The organism is Lysinibacillus sp. NPDC097287 (genome assembly GCF_044761695.1).
GTDB lineage: Bacteria > Bacillota > Bacilli > Bacillales_A > Planococcaceae > Lysinibacillus.
Window position 1 is genome coordinate 179,532 of sequence record NZ_JBIWCX010000006.1, and the last position, 20,117, is coordinate 199,648.

A 20,117-nucleotide genomic window follows, 5' to 3' on the forward strand; every position below is an offset into this window, starting at 1 on the left:
CATATAAGCAATATCATTTGAGAAAGGGGTTATAGATTGAAGAAGGCGAAGCTGACAGGAAGAATTGTTACCCCTGATGATCCTAATTATGAGCAGGCGAGAACGAATAATAACTTAAGCATTCCGAAATTCCCAAGTAAAATTGTATTTTGTCAAAAAACGAAAGATGTCATCAATGCATTACGGTGGGTGCAAGAAAATAATGAATCATTTCGAATTAGGAGCGGTCGGCATAGCTATGAAAATTTTTCATTAGTGAATGAAGGCCTAATTATTGATGTCAGTGAAATGAACAATATTGTGGTCAACTCTTCAGTAATGACAGCCAGAATCGAAGCTGGTGCTAATTTGGGGAAAGTCTATCGTGAATTATGGGAACATGGGCTGACTATTCCAGCAGGTACCGAAAGCAGTGTGGGAGTTGTGGGTCTGACACTTGGTGGTGGAATCGGAATGTTATCAAGGCCGTTTGGACTGACTTGTGACAATCTGATTGAAATTGAAATGGTGAGAGCAGGTGGTCATTTAGGGGCAGAACTCATTACAGCAAACAAGCATACAAATAGTGATTTATTTTGGGCTTGTTGTGGAGGTGGTGGCGGCAATTTTGGCATTGTCACATCACTTACGTTTGAGCTACATCCTATTTCAAACGTGTCAATCTTCTCTATTACGTGGGGGTGGGAGGATTTCGAGGTTGCCTTTGATGCATGGCAACACTTTGCACCCCACACTGATGAAAACCTAACGTCACAAATCGAACTGAAATCAAAAGAAGTGGGCGAAATTGTTGCGCAAGGTATCTTTGTAGGTTCACCATCCAAATTAAAAAAGCTACTCAGACCTTTAAGAAATGCTGGCTCCCCAATAAATGTATGGATTAAGGAAGTCCCATACATCAAAGCTGTCAAATTCTTTGACGTACCGAGTGGCAATCAACCAGCCCTCCGCAAGCGCTCAGGATCTTTTATAGAAAGAACATTTCCGAAGAAAGCTATTATGGAGATGAAAGAGTTATTAGCAAACGCTCCAAATAGAGATGCAACGATTTGGCAGCAATCACTGAGGGGAGCGGTTGGGCAAATTCCTTCAAATAGCACGGCATACTATTATAGAAATGCTCTTATTGCCCAAGAGTACCTGACTATATGGGAAGACCCTGAAGAAGAACAACAAAACATTCGCTGGATAGAACAGGTGAGGAATACATTATCTCCTTATACAGTAGGAGACTATGTGAATTTTCCTGATCTATACATCAAAGATTGGCCAACTGCGTACTATGGACGGAACTTTAGACGGCTTCGAGACGTAAAAACAAAATATGATCCAAGAAACGTATTTCAGTTTGCTCAAAGTATCCCTCCTAGTAGGAAATGGTTGTAAATGATATTTTCATAAGAGGAATACTTATATAGCTCTCTCGAACAATCTTATATTCGTTGTTTTTTAGTATTCTTCAACAATATAGAAGTTCTGAAAAGCAGAATGCGAGGGGGATTTTCGCATTCTGCTTTTTGTTTGTGTGCTATCGATAATACATATACAAAGTAGATGCGTTGATTAACCAATTTTCATCATTACTATTAAAATGGGAAGTTGATTTCAGCTACGAGATGCAGGCTTTCCACGGGCAAGCATCGAGCCACACAAGGTCTTGATTAGCATGTATTTCCCGTAGGAAGTTTTGCTCTGCGACAGGAGCACTCGAACACCCTTCACTACAATCAACAATAATGTAGTATTAGTAGTTAGTAATGAATATTAAAACAATGACTTTTATTCATCATTGAATACTTCTTTTACAAAAGAATATTTTAGAAGTCCCGTAATTTTTAACAAAATCCACTCAATGTTAACGGACAAGATACTTTAATCAGTAGAGTGAGCAACCCAACAAATCTTCTTAAGTTGTTTCTGTAAAAGTAAACGCATATCTTTAAAAAGATGAAAAGCCAAATAAAAAGGGGAAGTACAGGGGGAATCCACCGATATGAAAAATACTCTTTTGGAAAGAGGCGTTTTACAATGAAAAAAGTATTAAATCAATCGATACTTAATGAACTTTTAGGTCAGGCTATTAACAAAAAGAATATTACTGGGGCTGTATTATGCGTAGAAAAAGGGGATAATTCTTTTTCTCAAGTTAGCGGTGCTGGGAACATTGGAGAAGAGAGTTCATACTTTATTGCTAGTGTAACGAAATTATATATTACAGCAATCTTGTTGAAGTTAAGGGCGGGAAACCAATTACAATTAGATGATAAAATTTCAAAATATCTTCATAAAGATGATGTTAGTCGCATTCATGTGTTAAAAGATGAAGACTACTCAGATGAAATTACAATTAAACATCTTATGTCTAATACTTCAGGAATTCCAGATTATTTTACTTCTGAAGTATTTTTAGAGCTTGCTAATGAAAAGGATCAATCATGGACTCTTGAGAGAACACTTCAATCTGTAAAACAGATGAAGCCAAAATTCAAACCTGGACAAAAAGGTAAGGTACAATACTCAGACACGAACTATCAGCTCTTAGGTGAAATTATAAAAAAGATTACTGGAAAAACGATGCAAGCAGTATTTAAGGAATTTATTTTTGATGATTTAAATCTAAATAACACTTATGTTTACGACGATGTGAATGATTCAAAACCTATACCATTAAATTATAAATCAAAAGAACTTCATATTCCTGAATACATGTCTTCGATTCCATCAGAAGGTGGTATTGTGTCAACAGCAAAAGACTCGATGATTTTTTTAAAAGCATTTTTCGACGGACATCTCTTTCCAAAGAGTGATTTCAAAGAGTTAATGAATAACTGGAACTTCTTATTTCTACCTGGGCAATTTTATTATGGAATTGGAATTGCTAAGCAGCCAATATTCATCTCATCTTTTAAAAAGGGATTAATAGGGCACTGGGGACAATCTGGAGCTTTCGCTTTTTACTATCCTGAAAAAGATCTTTATTTTACGGGAACAGTAAATCAAATTACAGGTCATAATGTAGCTGCGGGGTTAATAAAGAAGGTCATTAAGTATTTTGATTAATATAACAAGATATATCAGTAGTGTATGACGCGAGGAAGTTTTTATCAGTTATAACCTCCTGCCTTACTACTTAAAATCATAATGTGTAATAGTATGTTAAACCTCGTCCATCAAATAGGGACGGGGTTTTTATTCATTTTAATAGAATTGTATATTGAACTGAAGATTATAGCGAGTAAGCAACAGCGCGAATATATAGATAGCTTGCAGGATTCTAAATTTCAACTTATATAATATTGAATTTTTTTTGTCAAATTAGCTAAGTTCACATTATTGACACATAATCTTCGTTGGGTTATTATTGTTACATAAAGTAACCTTGTTATTAAAAGTTACAAAAATTATGAAAGTTGTTTGTATTTTGAATAAACTAATTTAACGGATGAACTTAGAGGACAAGTAGCAAATGTAGTAGGTGGTTTCCATTAAGTTAATCATGGATCTATCAATCTGAAGAAAACTCTCTAATTAACAGTATTTTAATAATGAATCTTCTTTAAACTGGGAAAAATTATTAAACGTTTATTATGAAAATAATGATATTTTGTATGAAAAATAGAAATCAACTATGTGAATCGGGGACAACATCATGAGTCAGTTTAAGAAAAAAATCCACTATGCTTGGTGGGTATTATTAGGATTAGTTGTAATGGTCGGAGCTGCTAAAGGTGGCATTATGACTACAGGTGGATTATTTTTAACGCCAGTTACAGAAGATTTAGGTATTGGAATGGGAAGTTTAACATTGTATTTTAGTATATCATCCATTGTAACAATGATATCTCTACCAATAGCAGGTAAGATGATCGCAAAATATAATATTAGAACGCTTTTGGTAGCAGCTGTTATTTTAGAGGCAGGCTCCTTTGCAATGTTTGGATTTATGAATTCCGTATGGGGTTGGTACCTGTTTGCTATCCCAATGGCAATGGGGTCTGTATTAGTAACACAATTGGCAGGTCCTGTACTTATTAATAATTGGTTTAAAAAGAACAAAGGCTTGGCTATAGGTATTATGGTGGCAGCTGGAGGTTTAATCGGTGCTTTCCTTCAACCGGTAGCCGGTAACTTAATCGCAAGTGAAGGTTGGAGAAATACGTATATTATTTTAGGGGTAGGCGTAATGGCAGTTGTTATTCCAATCGTGTTAATAACGATTAGAATGGCTCCACAACAAAAAGGTTTACTGCCATATGGTATGGATGAAGTTAAGCAAAATGAAGTGAGTAAAGTTCAAACAACAAATAGTGGCGTTTCTGTTGCTATAGCGAAGAAATCGAGTGCATTTTATTTTTTACTACTTTTCTTCTTCTTTGATACATCAATTGCTGCTTTTAACCAACATGTTGCGCCATTCGCGATGGGTTTGGGCTATGATATCAAGTTTGCGGGTAATGCAATGGGTGCTTGGTCAGTAGGTGTTGTAATTGGAGCGTTATTCTTCGGCTTCCTCAGTGATAAAGTAGGTGTGAAGAATACAGCGATTTCCGCTATGCTTCTAGGGCTAGTGCCAGTAGGCATTCTGATAATAGTTCCTGAAAATCCAGTGATGTTTACAATCGCTACAGGCCTATATGGATTTGTTGTTGCATCTCTTGGAACATTAGGGCCACTTTTAACAACAGCTCTATTTGGTAATAGAGAATTCAGTCAAATCTATGGACTTGCTATAACGGGATTAGCAGTTGCAGGCATTGTTGCGTTACCTGCATATGGCTTTATCTTTGAATTAACCGGTAGTTACTCTTATGTGTTATATAGTATTTTTATCATGTTGATCTTGAATGTGGGCGCTCTTATCTTTGCATTTAAAGGTAAAAAGAAATTAGAAAAAGCAGGATATTGGAATTAATAATAGGGTGAAGTGTTACTCAAAACAAGTAGTGTGGTGAATGTGGGAAACAATCCTTGGCTTGTTTATAGAGTAAATAATGAAGCCTAAATTGAATAAATTTAAAGCAAAAATGAGGAGTTATCACTAACTTCTTTTTTTTATGCTATCTAATAGATAGTGAACAAATTGGAGTAGTAAATATTTATTAAGTAATATCCGTTACTTAGCAACGTGTTAGAGAGAAATGGTATACGTTATAAGCGATGCTAGCGACAAATTTGACCCAATTTTAACGAAATCGCATGAAATGAAGGATTTTCTCTTAAAGTAGAAATAGGATTTAACTTGATAATTATAGTGTTCACCTTCAAAATGAAGATATTACATATATTTCTAGAGGGAGTTAATGCGATGAATGCTGTTATAGAGCGTAATAATGTGAAAGTAATTGGACAGGGTGACAGAACGATTGTATTTGCGCATGGGTTTGGTTGCGATCAAAGTATGTGGAGTTATATAACACCTGCATTTAAAGACAAGTACAAAATTGTATTGTTTGATTATGTTGGTTCGGGGAATTCGGATTTAAGTGCCTATCAATCTGAAAAATATAAGTCCCTTCAAGGCTATGTGCAGGATGTGTTCGATGTCATCGAGTCAATGGGGCTTAAAGATATTATCTTTATCGGTCACTCTATTAGTTCTATGATTGGCATGCTTGCCTCCATCGAACGACCAGATTATTTTGATAAATTAATTATGATCGGGCCATCCGCTTGTTATTTAAATGATACGAATGGGTATCACGGGGGTTTCGAGCAGAGCGATATTAAAGAATTGCTGGATATGATGGAAATGAATTTTGCAGGGTGGGCTAGCTATCTAGCACCTATTGCCATGAACCAACCTGAGAATCCGGCATTATCAAAAGACCTAGAACGTAGCTTTATTTCAGGAAATCCTGCTATTGCAAGAGAATTTGCGGAAGTAACATTTTTATCGGATCATCGCGGTGATTTAGCGAAAGTGACGGTGCCAACACTGATAATGCAGTGTTCAGAGGATAGTATTGTACCTATTGAGGCCGGGGAATATTTACACCGCCATTTGACAAATAGCACGTTTCAGTTAATGGAGGCAAAAGGTCATTATCCGCATATTAGTCATCCAGAAGAAACGATCCGCTGTATGTATAAATTTCTTTGAGGGAATAAGAAAGGATAATCGAAATGCATGAACGATTGAATTATGCACCATGTGGATTTATGTCCATTACACATGAAGGGATAATTACCGAGGTAAATCAAACCTTTCTTGATTGGATGGGGTATAAACAGGCGGATTTGCTAAATGAGCATGTTGAACGTCTAATGTCCATGGCAAACAAGCTTATTTTCCATTCTTATTTTTATCCTACTATTAGTCTGAATGAACATGTGGAAGAACTATTTATCAATTTTAAGGATAGTAAGGGCATATCGGTTCCGTATCTACTAAATGGTAGACGTTTTGAAACGAATGGTGTGGAGAGAATAGATTGTATACTCGTTCAGATGAAAAAACGTATTGATTATGAACAAGAACTACGATCTGCTAAAAGGCAAATGGAAGCGGCATATGTAGCAAAAGATCAAGCCCTAGTAAAATTGGAACAATTGCATCTGGAAATTGAAAAAAAACAAACAGAGCTCATGGACATGAATGCTATTTTAATTGAGCTGTCTGTGACAGATAAGCTCACAGGTTTAAAAAATCGAAGGTTCTTCCAAGATAAGTTAGAAGAAAACATCACCTTATACAGAGAGACGGGAAAAACTTTCTCTTTGCTTATCCTAGATATTGATCATTTCAAAAAAGTGAATGATACTTACGGCCATCAAGTAGGTGATGAGGTGCTAATACAATTAGCTTCCGTTTTGAAAACGCAGACTCGTGAGGCAGATATCGCTGCTCGCTACGGCGGTGAAGAGTTTGTCGTCATCTTGCCTAATTCAGATATTGTGGAGTCCAAAATTATAGCAGAGCAATTACGTCATGCTGTTGAGCTTGCTCAGTGGCAAACAGGTAGCCTAACGGTGAGTATTGGTATTGCTACATTTACTATGGAAGATTCAGATGCCACGATTTTGAAACGTGCCGATCAAGCGCTTTATGCTTCGAAAGAGAATGGTAGAAATCGTGTAACGCATATTAATGATTTAAATGAAAAGATTTTGTCCAATTGATTCGAAAATTTTGGTAGGGGATTTTTATTGTGGCGTTTAAAAGTAGTTATGTTTTGAAGGAGAAATCATAATAAAGTGATTGCCTGTGAATATTTTTTCCGACAGATCATTTATATAGGATGGAAAATTATAATTTAAGTGATAAACTTCACGAGATATAGGTAGTAAAATGACATTATAATAAGAAGTTTTAGGATTATTACAGGGGAACCATATCATAAGTAAGTGCGATTTTTATAAAAAAGTAACAGCACCTTCCATAATTAGCGGAAGGTGCTGTTTTTATTAGATGAACATTTGTTGCATGGATGTTTGTCTTTGGTTTAGTAAGACTTCTATTTTTTTTCTTCTATGTCAATCGACTATGAATTTTTTTCTTCATAGTCGTTTTATCTTGCTCATTTACAACATACATTAAAAAAATTGAGGTTATAGGAGGTGGTTAGGTGCATCTGCTTTTTATCTTATTCACTATTTTTTGTCTTGCCTTTGCACTTATAAAAAAACGTTTCATTGCTCTCACCTATCCTGTGGTTGCACTAATTATTTTAATGATAGTCAAGGTGGTATTGGTCCCGCTTCCTTTAAAGGAAACGATTCAATTTATTTTTGACCTGAGATAGATTTTTGAAGAAAGGAGGTCTGTATGAAAAAGATTGATAAAAAAGTTGCTGATGCTTATTTCCGTGAGAAAAATCGGTACATGGTAATTTATTTCACTATTTGGTTTCTGGTGTCTTATGTAGTGGTAGCGTTTGCAGACTCATTAACTGAAATTCAGTTTTTGGGGTTCCCATTCCACTATTTTATGGGGGCACTTGGGGCGTTATTCACCTTCATTGTTTTACTGTTTGTTAATGCCATTGTCGGTGACAAAATCGATAAAAAATATGGGATTGATGATGCCCGAAATAAAGAAATAGGCGCAAAAAATATGATAGAGCACTAATGGAGGGAGGTTGAATATGGATAGTCAATTTCTAGTGTCACTGGTGATTATATTAGCTACATTTGGCTTATATATTGGGATTGCCGTATTTAATACTGCAAAGCAAACATCTGATTTCTATGTTGCTGGTCGTGGTATACCTCCTATTTTTAACGGGATGGCAATCGGGGCGGACTGGATGAGTGCAGCGTCCTTTATCGGAATGGCTGGAACCATCATGTTACTCGGCTATGATGGGTTAGCCTATATTATGGGGTGGACAGGCGGTTATTTATTTTTAACGATATTACTTGCACCCCAGCTTCGAAAATTCGGTCGTTTTACTGTACCTGAATTTATCGGAGACCGTTTTAATAGTAAGACAGCACTTATAATAGCAGCCATTTGTACAATCATTATAAGCTTCACGTATTCGATTGGACAGCTCTCAGGCTCTGGTGTTGTAATTGGACGTCTCTTTGAAATCGATGCAAAAATAGGTACTCTCATCGGCGTTGTGTTAATTGCATTTTATGCTGCGTTTGGTGGTATGAAAGGTATTACTTGGACACAAGTAGCACAATATATTATTTTAATTATCGCTTATTTAGTACCTGTTATCTTTATGTCATTACATTTAACAAGTAATCCTTTACCGTGGATTTCCTATGGTGAAATTGTAACGAAAATGGGCGAACTGGACCGAGAACTCGGAATTTCAGAATACTTCGCACCCTTTACAAATGGAACCAAGTGGCAGTTTTTAGCACTCATGTTTACATTAATGTGTGGAACAGCCGGACTTCCGCATGTTATTGTGCGCTTCTATACAGTAGGCACAATGAAGGCGGCTCGTTGGTCAGGTGCATGGGCATTAATTTTTATCGGGCTCTTGTATTTTAGTGCACCAGCTTATGCAGCCTTTGCACGTTTTATTTTAATGACGGAAGTAGCGGGTAGTAAAATTGCGAATTTACCTGCTTGGACACAATCATGGATTGATACCGGAAAATTAGGGATAGCCGATACGAATGGTGATGGTATCCTTCAATGGCCAGAACTTTCGATCGCTAATGATATTGTCGTAATGGCGACACCCGAAATCGCAAATCTAGGCGTATTTGTTATTGGTCTCGTTGCTGCTGGTGCAATGGCCGCCGCGTTATCCACAGCTGGTGGCTTAATGATTTCTATTTCTTCTTCGTTCGCACATGATATTTATTACCGCATCATCAATCCACAAGCAACTGAACGTAAACGCTTATTTGTAGGTCGTATTTCGATTATCGTCGCAACACTACTAGCTGGACTTATTGCACTAAACCCACCTGGTGCCATTACACAAATCGTCGCCTGGGCATTTGCACTTGCTACCGGTACTTTCTTCCCTGCACTCGTACTAGGCGTCTGGTGGAAGCGAGCTAACGCAAAAGGTACAATTGCCGGTATGCTTGTCGGTTTAACTGTGACACTTCTTTACATTTTCAGTGCGAAATATGGTGGCTTTACGATACTAGGTATTATCGACACAGGCGCGGGTGTGTTCGGAGCGATAGCTGCATTCGCAACCAATATAATTGTGTCACTCTCAACGCGTGCCCCTGCACAAGAACTGCAGGACGCGGTTATTAATCTGCGTTATCCAGAACAAATGATTTATAAAGATGGTGATGTTTATTTAAACGACGGCTCATCGAAAGAATAATGAATCAAGAGGGGGCATTGCACCGCCCCTTTTAAAACAAAATCACTGGAATTTCAAAATGCCAAAATGCTGTTAAATCAGCGTTTCGGCATTTTTTTATTCAACGAATCCTATTACTTACCTCTACATACAGAATCGTCTATTCGGCATAATTAATGTATATAGGAAAACAATAAGAAAATCTTAAGAATTGGTGTATGAGTTTGTTAAGATTTAATTAGTATTATATCCTTATACGAATCCTATAGGGTGATCACGTGAGCCTAAAGCGATGGAGGAGTGAATGTAGTTGAACATTTTGATTTGTGATGATGATAAAGAAATTGTACGGGCGATTAGCATTTATTTAGAAAATGAGGGCTATCAAGTATTCAAAGCTTACAATGGTATGGAAGCAATCGATCTTATTCGAGATCATGTGATCCACCTCATTATTATGGATATTATGATGCCAAAAATGGATGGGATTACGGCGACGATGAAGATTCGGCAAGATCATATGATTCCGTTAATTATGCTTTCAGCTAAGTCGGAGGATTATGACAAAATACTCGGATTAAATATCGGAGCAGATGATTATTTGGCCAAGCCGTTTAATCCATTAGAACTTATGGCCAGAGTGAAATCGCAGCTAAGAAGGTATACAACATTTGGGAGTCTTGAGGTGAGAAGTCATGTATTGCAAACGGGCGGGCTCATGATTGATGATGAACAGAAAGTCATTACAGTTGATAAAGAAGAGGTTCATCTGACACCGGTGCAGTATAAAATATTAAAGCTTCTCACAGCAAATGCTGGGAGAGTATTCACAATTGAAGAGATTTATGAAAAGGTATGGAATGAAAAGGCCATTAATCCAGAAAATACGGTTTCGGTTCATGTTCGAAAGATCCGAGAAAAAATTGAAATTAATCCGAAAGAGCCGAAATATTTAAAAGTTGTATGGGGAGTTGGGTATAAAGTTGAGAAATATTAGTCATGCACTCATTACGAAAGTAGTTGTGTTTCTGATTGCCGTCGCTTGTTTAACGGGTACAGCGAAGGCAATTATCAACATGGAATTGAATGAGGTTCATCTTAGTAGTATAAATCAAGATAATTATTTTGAAAGCCGCGCATTCGCTGATGAAAGTTACAGCCTTATTTCCTCCTTGGCGCAATTAATCGGCAATTACAAAAGTGAAGAACATATTTTAAGCGGCAAGACATTAACAGAAGACGATGTTTTCCGTTATGAATACAATTATAATCCGAATTTGAGTAAAGAGGAAAATGAGCGCATCTATCAAGAACAATATGCAGATGAAATAAATAGTGAAAAAGACGCAATCATGAGAGAACAAGTAAGAGAATTTCATCGGTTACGCAGCACACTAGAAACATATGAAGGAATCGTGTTTTATGCGAGTGACGGTGAACATGTATTCTCTAATGGTGAACTAAATAAGAAAGAGCAATTTGAATCATTTGGTGCATATATGCTATTTGAGAATTATCAACAAAAGCTTTATCCAAATGAAGTGAAAGAAAGCAGGTACTTGGATTACTTTACACATCAAGTTGAACAGTTGAATCCACAAACAGACGTCATTTATGTGGCGTTTAAAAAACCTTTCTTAGAACAAAAAATGAAGGAATGGGAAAATGACAAAGCGATTGCCAAAAGTTTTCTTAATGAATTCATTGTATTTCTAGCAGGGTTTATTGTATCTTTTGTATATTTAATCATAGTTATTGGAAGAAAGTCATTTAAAGATAAAGAAGTTCATTTCCATGCCATCGACAAACTATATAATGATCTCAATATTGTGATAGTCGTTAGTTTAACAGCGATGTGGATAGCAATGGTTGTTGAAGTGTTGCAAGATATGTACACGCTTCTCACAGTACCTATTTTTATCATTGCCTTACTGATGATTTTATCGCTCGTAAAGCATTTCAAAAATAGATCATTACTTCAGCATACACTCATCTATCAAATGCTCAAAAAGGTTTTTCGTGCGGTGAAAAATGTATTTGATAATGGCAGTGTAGGTGTGAAAACCGTGCTGCTTGTCATTGGCTATCCAATAGTAGTTGCGGCAACGTTTTTCGTGTTTCCGATTACCATAGGTCTCGCTGCCTGGTTTGCGATGAAAAAGGTGAAGTCGTTTAACCGCATTAAAGAAGGCGTAGAGCAAATTAAGAATGGGGATCTCCATCATCGAATTGAAGTAGACGGAAAAGGAGAGTTTAGCCAACTTGCAGCGAATATTAATCGTATTACAGATGGTTTAAAAAAGTCGGTGGATAGTGAGATCAAGAGCGAGCGTTTAAAAACAGAGCTCATTACGAATGTTTCGCATGATATCAGAACGCCTTTAACGTCAATCATTACGTATGTCGATTTATTAAAAATAGAAAACGATCCTGAACTAATTGCTGAATATATAGACGTGTTAGATCAAAAATCGAAAAGACTCAAGGTCTTAACGGATGATTTATTTGAAGCAGCTAAAGCGTCAAGTGGCAGTATGCCTGTTCAGATAGAACGGATTGACATCCTATCATTACTAACGCAAGGAATAGGAGAAATGGGTGAAAAAATTGAAGCGTCGGCATTAGATTTTAAGTTAGCCTACCCAACAGAAAAGGTGTATGTGAAGGCCGATGGTAAACTTCTATGGCGCTCCATCGAAAACTTATTCTCGAATATTTTTAAATACGCACTGCCTGCATCAAGAGTATATATTGATGTTGAAGATTTAGGGAATGAAATACGCGTGACATTTAAAAACATTTCAGCCTATGAATTAAATATTTCAGTGGATGAGCTAATGGAACGCTTTAAAAGAGGGGATGAATCTAGATCAAGCCAAGGTAGCGGATTAGGGTTGTCGATTGCAGAAAGCCTTATTCACATCCAGCACGGCAAGTTCTTAGTGCAAGTAGATGGTGATTTATTTAAAGCGATGATTTATCTACCGAAATTCCCAAATGAATAATGTAGAAAAGGAATAGGATATATGAGTGTCCTATTCCTTTTCTGTGTATAGGTGTATCTATTAAAAGTGATAGAGATGTTGTAGGGAAATTTCAACGTTCTTCAGGTTTAGAGAAACATGCTTATGCTAGAGAATTAGAGAATCGGGGATATTTAGAAAAAATACTGAAGGTAAGAATCGACGTACAGATCGAAAAATTTAATCAAATTTTAAAAGAACCTTATTATTGTGAAATGGATAAGGTTCTTTTGTTTTCATAAAAAAACGCACTTAGACAAATAAAGGTGAACCGTACCATAAATAAAGAAGATGACCTTAAGAATGAAAATCACCTTAAGTGTCATCTTTTTTATTATTCCTCCACCAAGTAATGATAAATATCGTACTGGACAGGTTGTTCGAGTACCATGTTCATTGTGACAACCGGAATTTGTTTTTGGTTTTTGTCGTACATTTTTTCTTCTTTCGGGCTATTTTCTGCAATAGTAGTAGTGCCCATATAGTAAAAGTCGAAGCCTTCACCATCATCTTTTTTCGTGAATAGATGAATGTCCAGACCACTTTCTTTAGCAGCTAAAATTGTTTTTACTTCATTAGATGCCAGTGTCAATTTACTACGTGTAAACCATCGGAATAATTCGGGAGATAAAAATTCATCTCCATAGGCTACACTTGAATCTACTTCTTCTTTTTTATGATACGTAACGAAAATCGGGCAAGTGCCATGCTTTGTTCGGTATCCATAAATGGTAGATGAATCATCCTTGGCCCAATTCAACAAGCGACAAACATCTCTTCGGGAGTACTTTTTATAGAGAGTCAGTGGACGAGTAGAATCGTACTGTGCATTTTTAATACGTGCACACGTTACAATATCCTCAAAAAACGCTTTATAGAATGAGTCACGTAAACTGGATTGAAGCTCTTCGTTGAATTGATATTGATTATTTTTCAATTCAATAATTGGTTTCATCCCGAACTTTTTCTTATCATTTGTCACATGGAAGTTTAACGAAAACATATTCTCGACAGATTTGATTGTTTCTTCATCATAATACGTACCAAATTCTTTTAATGAAGTAATATAATCTTCTTTGCTAAGAGAGTCAGAGTGTAGCAGTGCTTCCACCAATAAAACCTCATGAATTCGTTTGCCATTCAAAACTTCTTTCGAGAGCATAGTTAGTACAGCTAATTCGTAATCTGCGAGTGATGCTATTTCTTCCTTCATTTTTAAAAGAAATGCATAATAATTATCTGCATAGCCTACAATCACTTCAGGATCTAGAGAGTTTTGCTCGATGAAATCATGCATTGTCGGGGTTCTACCAAGACGATTTTTCATTTCACTGTAAGTATCTTTTAATATTTTTAAAGTCGATAAATTTGTATTGTTAATGGCATCGAAAATTCGTTTCTTTGCGATTTCTTCAAAATTAATAGTTGAAACGCCTTGAATGTAATCGGTGTTTACCGTTTTGCGGCGCACGTTATCTTTATTCATAGATTGGTCGCCAGAAAGAGCAATCGGGATTAAATAGTTGTTCTTATAGTTGCCAATGAAATCGATAATAGTGACATATTCTTTAGAATCATGTTTACGTAAACCACGACCTAGCTGTTGGATAAAAATAATGCTAGATTGAGTTTGACGCAGCATAACGATTTGATTTAAAAAAGGTATGTCGATTCCTTCATTAAAAATATCGACTGTTAAAATATATTGCAGTTCACTGCTATTCAATTTACGAATGGCTTCTTCACGGTCAGATTGTGTAGTGTCCCCCGTAAGTGCTATTGTTTTTAACCCTTCATTATTTAAAGCGCTAGAAAGAGAATGTGCTTCATCTTTAGAGCTACAAAACATTAAACCGCGTACTTTATCGCCAGAGAATCCGTAGTAATTGATCTTTTCAATGATATGTTGGACACGTTCGTGGGAAACTAAATTTTGCAACTTGGTCGCATCGTCAATAGTTTCGCCATCTTTTTCATAGTCTGTCACGCCAAAGTAGTGGAAAGGGCAGAGCATGTCTTCTTCAAGTGCGGCCTGCAGACGAATTTCATAGGCAATGTTGTAATCGAATAGTTCGTAAATATTGTAGTTATCAGTACGTTCAGGCGTTGCTGTCATACCAAGTAGAAATGTTGGTTCGAAATAATTTAGAACTGCTTGGTAAGTATTTGCGCCTGCACGATGTACTTCATCTATTAAAATATAGTCGAATTCCTCTTTTGCAAACTGTTGTAAATGTCGATCTGAAGATAAAGTTTGGACGGTCGCAAATAAGTATTTGGCATTTGTGTCTTTCGAATTACCTGAGAGAATGCCAAAATCATCTTCATGTCCTCCTAGAATTTTTCGATAATCTTGAAGAGCTTTCTTTAAAATTTGTTCACGATGTACAACAAAGAGCATTTTTTTAGGGGCGAAATTACGGACATCAAATGCAGACAAATACGTTTTCCCTGTACCTGTTGCTGAAATAATCATGCCTTTTTTGGCTCCAGTTGCACGAAGGCTTTTTAATTGTTCAAGTGCAGCCGTTTGCATTTTGTTTGGCTGAATGGCTAAGCTATCGGCTAGAGCATTTGTTAAATATTGTGCGTTAAGCTCCAATGCATTGGTTGTAGTTTGTCTAATAAATGGTTGAAGCTCATAGTTTTGTTTGTAGTTACTAATCCACTCTACTGTTAAAGGAATTGCTTCATTCCATGCCCCTTCAAATTGGTTTTTAAAGTGCTGGATCACTTCGCCATCTTCTAAAGAAGTTAAAAATACATTCCATTCGTAATTAGCTTTTAACGCGCTGTCGGTTAAATTCGAACTTCCTACTATTAAAGAATAATAGTCTTTATGTTCGAAAATATATCCTTTTGAATGAAAGCCTTTGACTCCAGTTAGACGGACTTCAACATTTTCAAGTTTCAATAGCTCAGTGAACATTTTCGGCTGATTAAAGTTTAAGAAAGTAGATGTTAATATACGACCTTTAATGCCTTTTAGTTGAAGGTCATAGAGCATTGTTTTTAAAGTTGCTAATCCACCCTCGGTAATGAAAGCGACTGAAAAAGTAAAGGTTTGACACGTTTTTAATTCTTGGAGCAAAGTAGATAATACATTTTCATAAGATTTATTCGTTAATAGTTTTGGCTTAAATTGTGTTGATACTGGTTTAGTTTGATCGATAAAACCTTTATGTAAAGAATTTTCTATTTTTCGAATCAGTTGCTCCATTTTCCACACACCGTTCCATTTAATTTGCTAAGTCTTAATTTTCCCTAATTAATTTTTCAACTGCTGGTATATCGGCAGGCGCAAAGTTTAGTTGAAGGAGTTGCTCGCGAGGAACCCATTTTGTTTCAGCGTGTTCTAAAGCTATAGGTTCACCTGTTAAAAGTTTGGCTTTATAAGTTTCTAAGCGTACGATCACCTTTTCATACTCGTAAGTAGTATCTTCTACTTTGTCACCAACCTCAATGGAGCAATTGAATTCCTCTGTAATTTCTCGTGCTAACGCTTGTTCAGGTGTTTCCCCAGCTTCGATTTTGCCACCAGGAAATTCCCAATAGTTTGCTAATATCATTTCGGGACTTCTTAGTGCGCAAAAGATCTCTTTCTTCTCATTTTCAATTATTGCGCCGACTACATGTACGTTTTTTTTCATTAATTTATCACCCTAAGTTATTTTTATAAATTAATCATAGCTGAAATACGGAAATTGAGCAGCAATTATGAGGAAATATTTTATGTAGAAATGAACTATTATTCAAATAATCCTGTAACAGTTACTTAGTCTTGATTATTTTATGCCTTTAGTGCTTTCCTCTGTTCTGCATCATCCGACAAAACAATATAGTGGAGTATACATTTTTTGATTCCTTCTATCGTGATACATGCAAAGGAGGTCGAGCGTATGCTGTCGAAATTATTTGGGAAACGAAAGCTGTACATTTATGCACCTGTGGACGGAGAGATTGTGCCGCTTGAGGAAGTACCTGATCCTATTTTTAGAGAAAAAATGCTAGGTGAGGGGCTGGCGATTTTGCCTACTAAAGGCCATATTCACTCACCGATAAATGGAACGGTTATGCTTGTTGCCAAAACGAAGCATGCGATCGGTCTACGTTCTAAGGATGGCACAGAAATATTAATTCATATTGGTTTGGAAACGGTTTCGCTAAAAGGAAAGGGTTTTACCGTCTTAGTAAAAGAGGGGGATATCGTTTCTATTGGGCAATTAATAGTCGCAGTAGACTGGGATTTTATAGAGGCAAATGCAAAGAGTATCATCACACCAATTATCATCACAAATAGTGCAACGCGACAAATACAATACGAAGGGTCAAAGGAAGGTATTATGGGCGAAACATTGTTAATGACTGTCTATCCGAAATAAGAAAAAGGGAGGTGCACTCACTCAGTCATCAAAGAAAGGCAAATGCGCTCATCTTTTATTTTTTCTTGAAAACTGTACCTCATTAACTATGAAAAGGGGATCGTTTCTAATGAAGAAGTATCTACAAAGACTTGGTCGCTCTTTAATGTTACCGGTTGCTGTGTTGCCTGCAGCGGCAATTTTGATGGGGATTGGATATTGGATTGACCCTTCTCCTACTGGCTGGGGTTCGGGTAGTGCAGTAGCGGCGTTTTTAATCAAGGCGGGGGCGTCGATTATTGATCATATCCCGATTTTGTTTGCAGTCGGGGTTGCCTTTGGGATGGCAAAGAATAAGGACGGCTCGGCGGCGATTAGTGGTTTGGTGGCTTTTTTAGTTGTGACGACAATGCTGTCAACGGACACGGTTGCGCTTTTGCAAGGTGTGGATGTGGAGAGTGTGGATGCTGCGTTTGATAAGATTGATAATGCATTTATAGGTATTCTTTCAGGGTTGATAGCAGCAGCGATGTATAATCGCTTTAGTCAAGTCAAGCTTCCTGATTTCTTAGCGTTCTTTAGTGGCAAGCGACTTGTGCCAATCATGTCATCTATCGTGATGATTTTTGTTTCCGCACTGTTATTTTATATTTGGCCAATTGTATTTGGCGCATTGGTATCATTCGGTGAAAGCATTAGTGCTTTAGGTGCTACAGGTGCTGGTTTGTATGGTTTCTTTAACCGTCTATTAATTCCTACGGGCTTACATCATGCATTAAATTCTGTATTCTGGTTTGACACAATAGGTATTGATGATATCGGGAAGCTCTGGGATGGCTCTGGTGTTAAAGGGGTAACGGGCATGTATCAAGCTGGTTTCTTTCCAGTCATGATGTTTGGCTTACCGGCTGCAGGTCTTGCAATGTATCATACAGCGAAAACTAAACGGAAAAAGCAAGTCGCATCTTTAGTGCTTGCAGCAGGCTTTGCATCATTCTTTACAGGTGTTACTGAGCCACTTGAATTTTCATTCATGTTCTTAGCACCTATGCTTTATGTGGTGCATGCGGCGTTAACGGGTCTTTCTTTATTCATCGCGGCTTCTTTCCAGTGGACTGCAGGGTTTAGCTTTAGTGCAGGGTTTGTCGATTATATCTTAAGCATGCAATTGCCACTGGCCAATATGCCACTCATGTTGGTGTTGCAAGGGTTAGTGTTTGCCGTGATTTACTACTTTGTATTTAGATTCTTAATTGTGAAATTTAATTTGAAAACGCTAGGTCGTGAAGATGAAGAGGAGGAATTCTCAGCAATTTCATCGGATAAATCCTTCGCAAAGTTAGCCGCTGATATTTACGAAGGCTTAGGTGGTTCTGCTAATGTCGTATCTATTGACTATTGTGCGACGCGTTTACGTATTGAAGTCAAGGAGATGGGGAGGGTCAATCAGAAGCAGATTAAAGACACCGGCGTGTTTGGCATTAATATTATAGGACCGCACAGCATTCAGGTCATTGTTGGTACGAATGTACAGTTTGTTGCAGATGAGATGGCAAAGTTGAAAAAGTAACGGATAATTGTCGATAGACTTTCATGAGGATGGTATTCCTCTTGAATTGCAGTGCCATATTATTGTATAATCACATTTGAATGTAAATAATTTATAATAAATGCTTTGACCGGGAAGTAGTAAAGATTGTGAATGGACGACAGGGAGCGTAGGCCGCAGATTGAAAGCCGACGCCGTGCCAATGCAGTTTTGAATTCAGCCTGTGAGCAGCTACCGGGACCAGCATTTTGCTGTAAAGGTAAGCCGGCTTTAATCTTAGTCGTTATGTCAATGAAGTGATTGCATGTAATTTTGTCGTGCAATAACTAGGGTGGTACCGCGAATTATGTCCTCGTCCCTTTCATAGGGGCGGGGTTTTTTGTTTTTATCGAGATGAGTCAAGGAGGTTTTACACATGGAAGAGCAATTAAAACAGTTAGAGCAAGAAGCGCTAGCGAAGATTGAAACAGCAGCAAACTTAAAAGAATTAAATGATGTGCGTGTGGCGTATTTAGGGAAAAAGGGTCCAATTACGGATTTATTAAAAGGTATGGGTAAATTATCGGCTGAGGAGCGCCCGAAAATGGGAGCTTTAGTGAATACTGTACGTGAAAACGTGACAGCTCAGCTTGAGGCTAAAGTGGCTGTTCTTGAAGAGGCAGCAATTGCTGAAAAATTAGCAACTGAAGCAATCGATGTAACATTACCGGGTCGTGCTATTAAAGTTGGTAACAGTCATCCATTAACACGTGTTATTGAAGAAATTGAAGACTTATTCATCGGTATGGGCTACGAGATCGCAGAAGGCCCTGAAGTGGAAAAAGACTATTATAACTTCGAGGCACTAAATTTACCAAAAGGTCATCCTGCACGTGATATGCAAGATTCATTCTATATTTCCGAGGAAATATTATTACGTACACAGACGTCTCCAGTTCAGGCGCGTACAATGGAAGCGAAAAAAGGTGAAGCAATCCGCATTATTTGCCCAGGGAAAGTTTTCCGTCGCGACAATGATGACGCAACGCACTCACATCAATTCATGCAAATTGAAGGTCTTGTAATCGGCGAAAATATTCGCATGAGTGATTTGAAAGGTACTTTAGGTATGTTTGCGAAGAAAATGTTCGGTGAAGACCGTGAAATTCGTTTACGTCCAAGTTTCTTCCCGTTCACAGAGCCTTCTGTTGAAATGGATATTTCTTGCTTCAAGTGTGGCGGCTCAGGCTGTAACATCTGTAAAGGTACTGGCTGGATTGAAATTTTAGGTGCGGGTATGGTGCATCCAAGAGTACTAGAAATGTCAGGCTATGATCCGAAGAAAGTTTCTGGTTTTGCGTTCGGTATGGGTGCAGAGCGTATTGCAATGCTGAAATACGGTGTGGATGATATTCGTCATTTCTATACAAATGACACGCGTTTCTTATCACAATTCGAGCGTACGGAAGGCTAA

At 37.3% G+C, this 20,117-nt stretch carries 14 protein-coding genes; 12 read left to right on the forward strand and 2 right to left on the reverse strand.

The features are described 5' to 3' along the window. The first annotated feature begins 36 nt into the window (after positions 1–36). The 9 genes from ACIQ2D_RS11005 to ACIQ2D_RS11045 all read left to right on the forward strand — a co-directional run bounded on the left by ACIQ2D_RS11005 (position 37) and on the right by ACIQ2D_RS11045 (position 12,736). Positions 37–1,386: an FAD-binding oxidoreductase gene (locus ACIQ2D_RS11005; protein ID WP_402863768.1), complete on the forward strand. Its 1,350-nt coding sequence runs from the start codon at positions 37–39 to the stop codon at positions 1,384–1,386. 642 nt (positions 1,387–2,028) lie between these two features. Continuing rightward, positions 2,029–3,060 (forward strand): serine hydrolase domain-containing protein, encoded by a 1,032-nt coding sequence (locus ACIQ2D_RS11010; RefSeq protein WP_402863771.1) that lies wholly within the window; start codon positions 2,029–2,031, stop codon positions 3,058–3,060. 589 nt (positions 3,061–3,649) lie between these two features. Continuing rightward, complete coding sequence (locus ACIQ2D_RS11015; protein ID WP_402863774.1) at positions 3,650–4,912, forward strand: MFS transporter; 1,263 nt, start codon at positions 3,650–3,652, stop codon at positions 4,910–4,912. A 393-nt stretch (positions 4,913–5,305) separates the two neighbouring features. Further along, positions 5,306–6,100 carry an alpha/beta fold hydrolase gene (locus ACIQ2D_RS11020; protein ID WP_402863777.1) on the forward strand — a complete coding sequence of 265 codons (795 nt, stop codon included), beginning with the start codon at positions 5,306–5,308 and terminating at the stop codon, positions 6,098–6,100. A gap of 23 nt (positions 6,101–6,123) precedes the next feature. Beyond that, positions 6,124–7,119 (forward strand): sensor domain-containing diguanylate cyclase, encoded by a 996-nt coding sequence (locus ACIQ2D_RS11025; protein WP_402863780.1) that lies wholly within the window; start codon positions 6,124–6,126, stop codon positions 7,117–7,119. Between the two features lie 646 nt (positions 7,120–7,765). Further along, on the forward strand, positions 7,766–8,068 hold the full coding sequence (locus tag ACIQ2D_RS11030; protein ID WP_402863783.1) for a DUF4212 domain-containing protein: 303 nt from the start codon (positions 7,766–7,768) through the stop codon (positions 8,066–8,068). A 16-nt stretch (positions 8,069–8,084) separates the two neighbouring features. Next, the gene (locus ACIQ2D_RS11035; protein ID WP_402863786.1) at positions 8,085–9,752 is read left to right on the forward strand and encodes a sodium:solute symporter family protein; all 1,668 of its coding nucleotides are present in this window, start codon (positions 8,085–8,087) and stop codon (positions 9,750–9,752) included. Positions 9,753–10,041: 289 nt separating this feature from the next. Further along, positions 10,042–10,728, forward strand: a complete 687-nt coding sequence (locus ACIQ2D_RS11040) for a response regulator transcription factor (protein WP_402863789.1) — start codon at positions 10,042–10,044, stop codon at positions 10,726–10,728. Next, the gene (locus ACIQ2D_RS11045) at positions 10,715–12,736 is read left to right on the forward strand and encodes a HAMP domain-containing sensor histidine kinase (RefSeq protein ID WP_402863792.1); all 2,022 of its coding nucleotides are present in this window, start codon (positions 10,715–10,717) and stop codon (positions 12,734–12,736) included. Before ACIQ2D_RS11040 ends, ACIQ2D_RS11045 begins: the two co-directional genes overlap by 14 nt. Positions 12,737–13,088: 352 nt before the next feature. Here the strand turns inward: ACIQ2D_RS11045 and ACIQ2D_RS11050 are convergent, their stop codons facing one another. Together ACIQ2D_RS11050 and ACIQ2D_RS11055 are read right to left on the reverse strand one after the other, a co-directional pair. Beyond that, entirely contained in the window at positions 13,089–15,974 is a 2,886-nt protein-coding gene (locus ACIQ2D_RS11050; RefSeq protein ID WP_402863795.1) for a DEAD/DEAH box helicase, read from the reverse strand. Between the two features lie 34 nt (positions 15,975–16,008). After that, a complete protein-coding gene (locus tag ACIQ2D_RS11055) occupies positions 16,009–16,404 on the reverse strand; it encodes a (deoxy)nucleoside triphosphate pyrophosphohydrolase (protein ID WP_402863798.1) in 396 nt (131 codons plus the stop codon). A gap of 249 nt (positions 16,405–16,653) precedes the next feature. On the opposite strand from ACIQ2D_RS11055, the gene ACIQ2D_RS11060 reads away from it, so the two are divergent. The 3 genes from ACIQ2D_RS11060 to pheS all read left to right on the forward strand — a co-directional run bounded on the left by ACIQ2D_RS11060 (position 16,654) and on the right by pheS (position 20,117). After that, positions 16,654–17,136 carry a PTS sugar transporter subunit IIA gene (locus tag ACIQ2D_RS11060; RefSeq protein ID WP_402863801.1) on the forward strand — a complete coding sequence of 161 codons (483 nt, stop codon included), beginning with the start codon at positions 16,654–16,656 and terminating at the stop codon, positions 17,134–17,136. A gap of 109 nt (positions 17,137–17,245) precedes the next feature. After that, positions 17,246–18,685 (forward strand): N-acetylglucosamine-specific PTS transporter subunit IIBC, encoded by a 1,440-nt coding sequence (nagE, locus tag ACIQ2D_RS11065; protein ID WP_402863803.1) that lies wholly within the window; start codon positions 17,246–17,248, stop codon positions 18,683–18,685. 394 nt (positions 18,686–19,079) lie between these two features. Continuing rightward, on the forward strand, positions 19,080–20,117 hold the full coding sequence (pheS, locus tag ACIQ2D_RS11070; RefSeq protein WP_402863806.1) for a phenylalanine--tRNA ligase subunit alpha: 1,038 nt from the start codon (positions 19,080–19,082) through the stop codon (positions 20,115–20,117).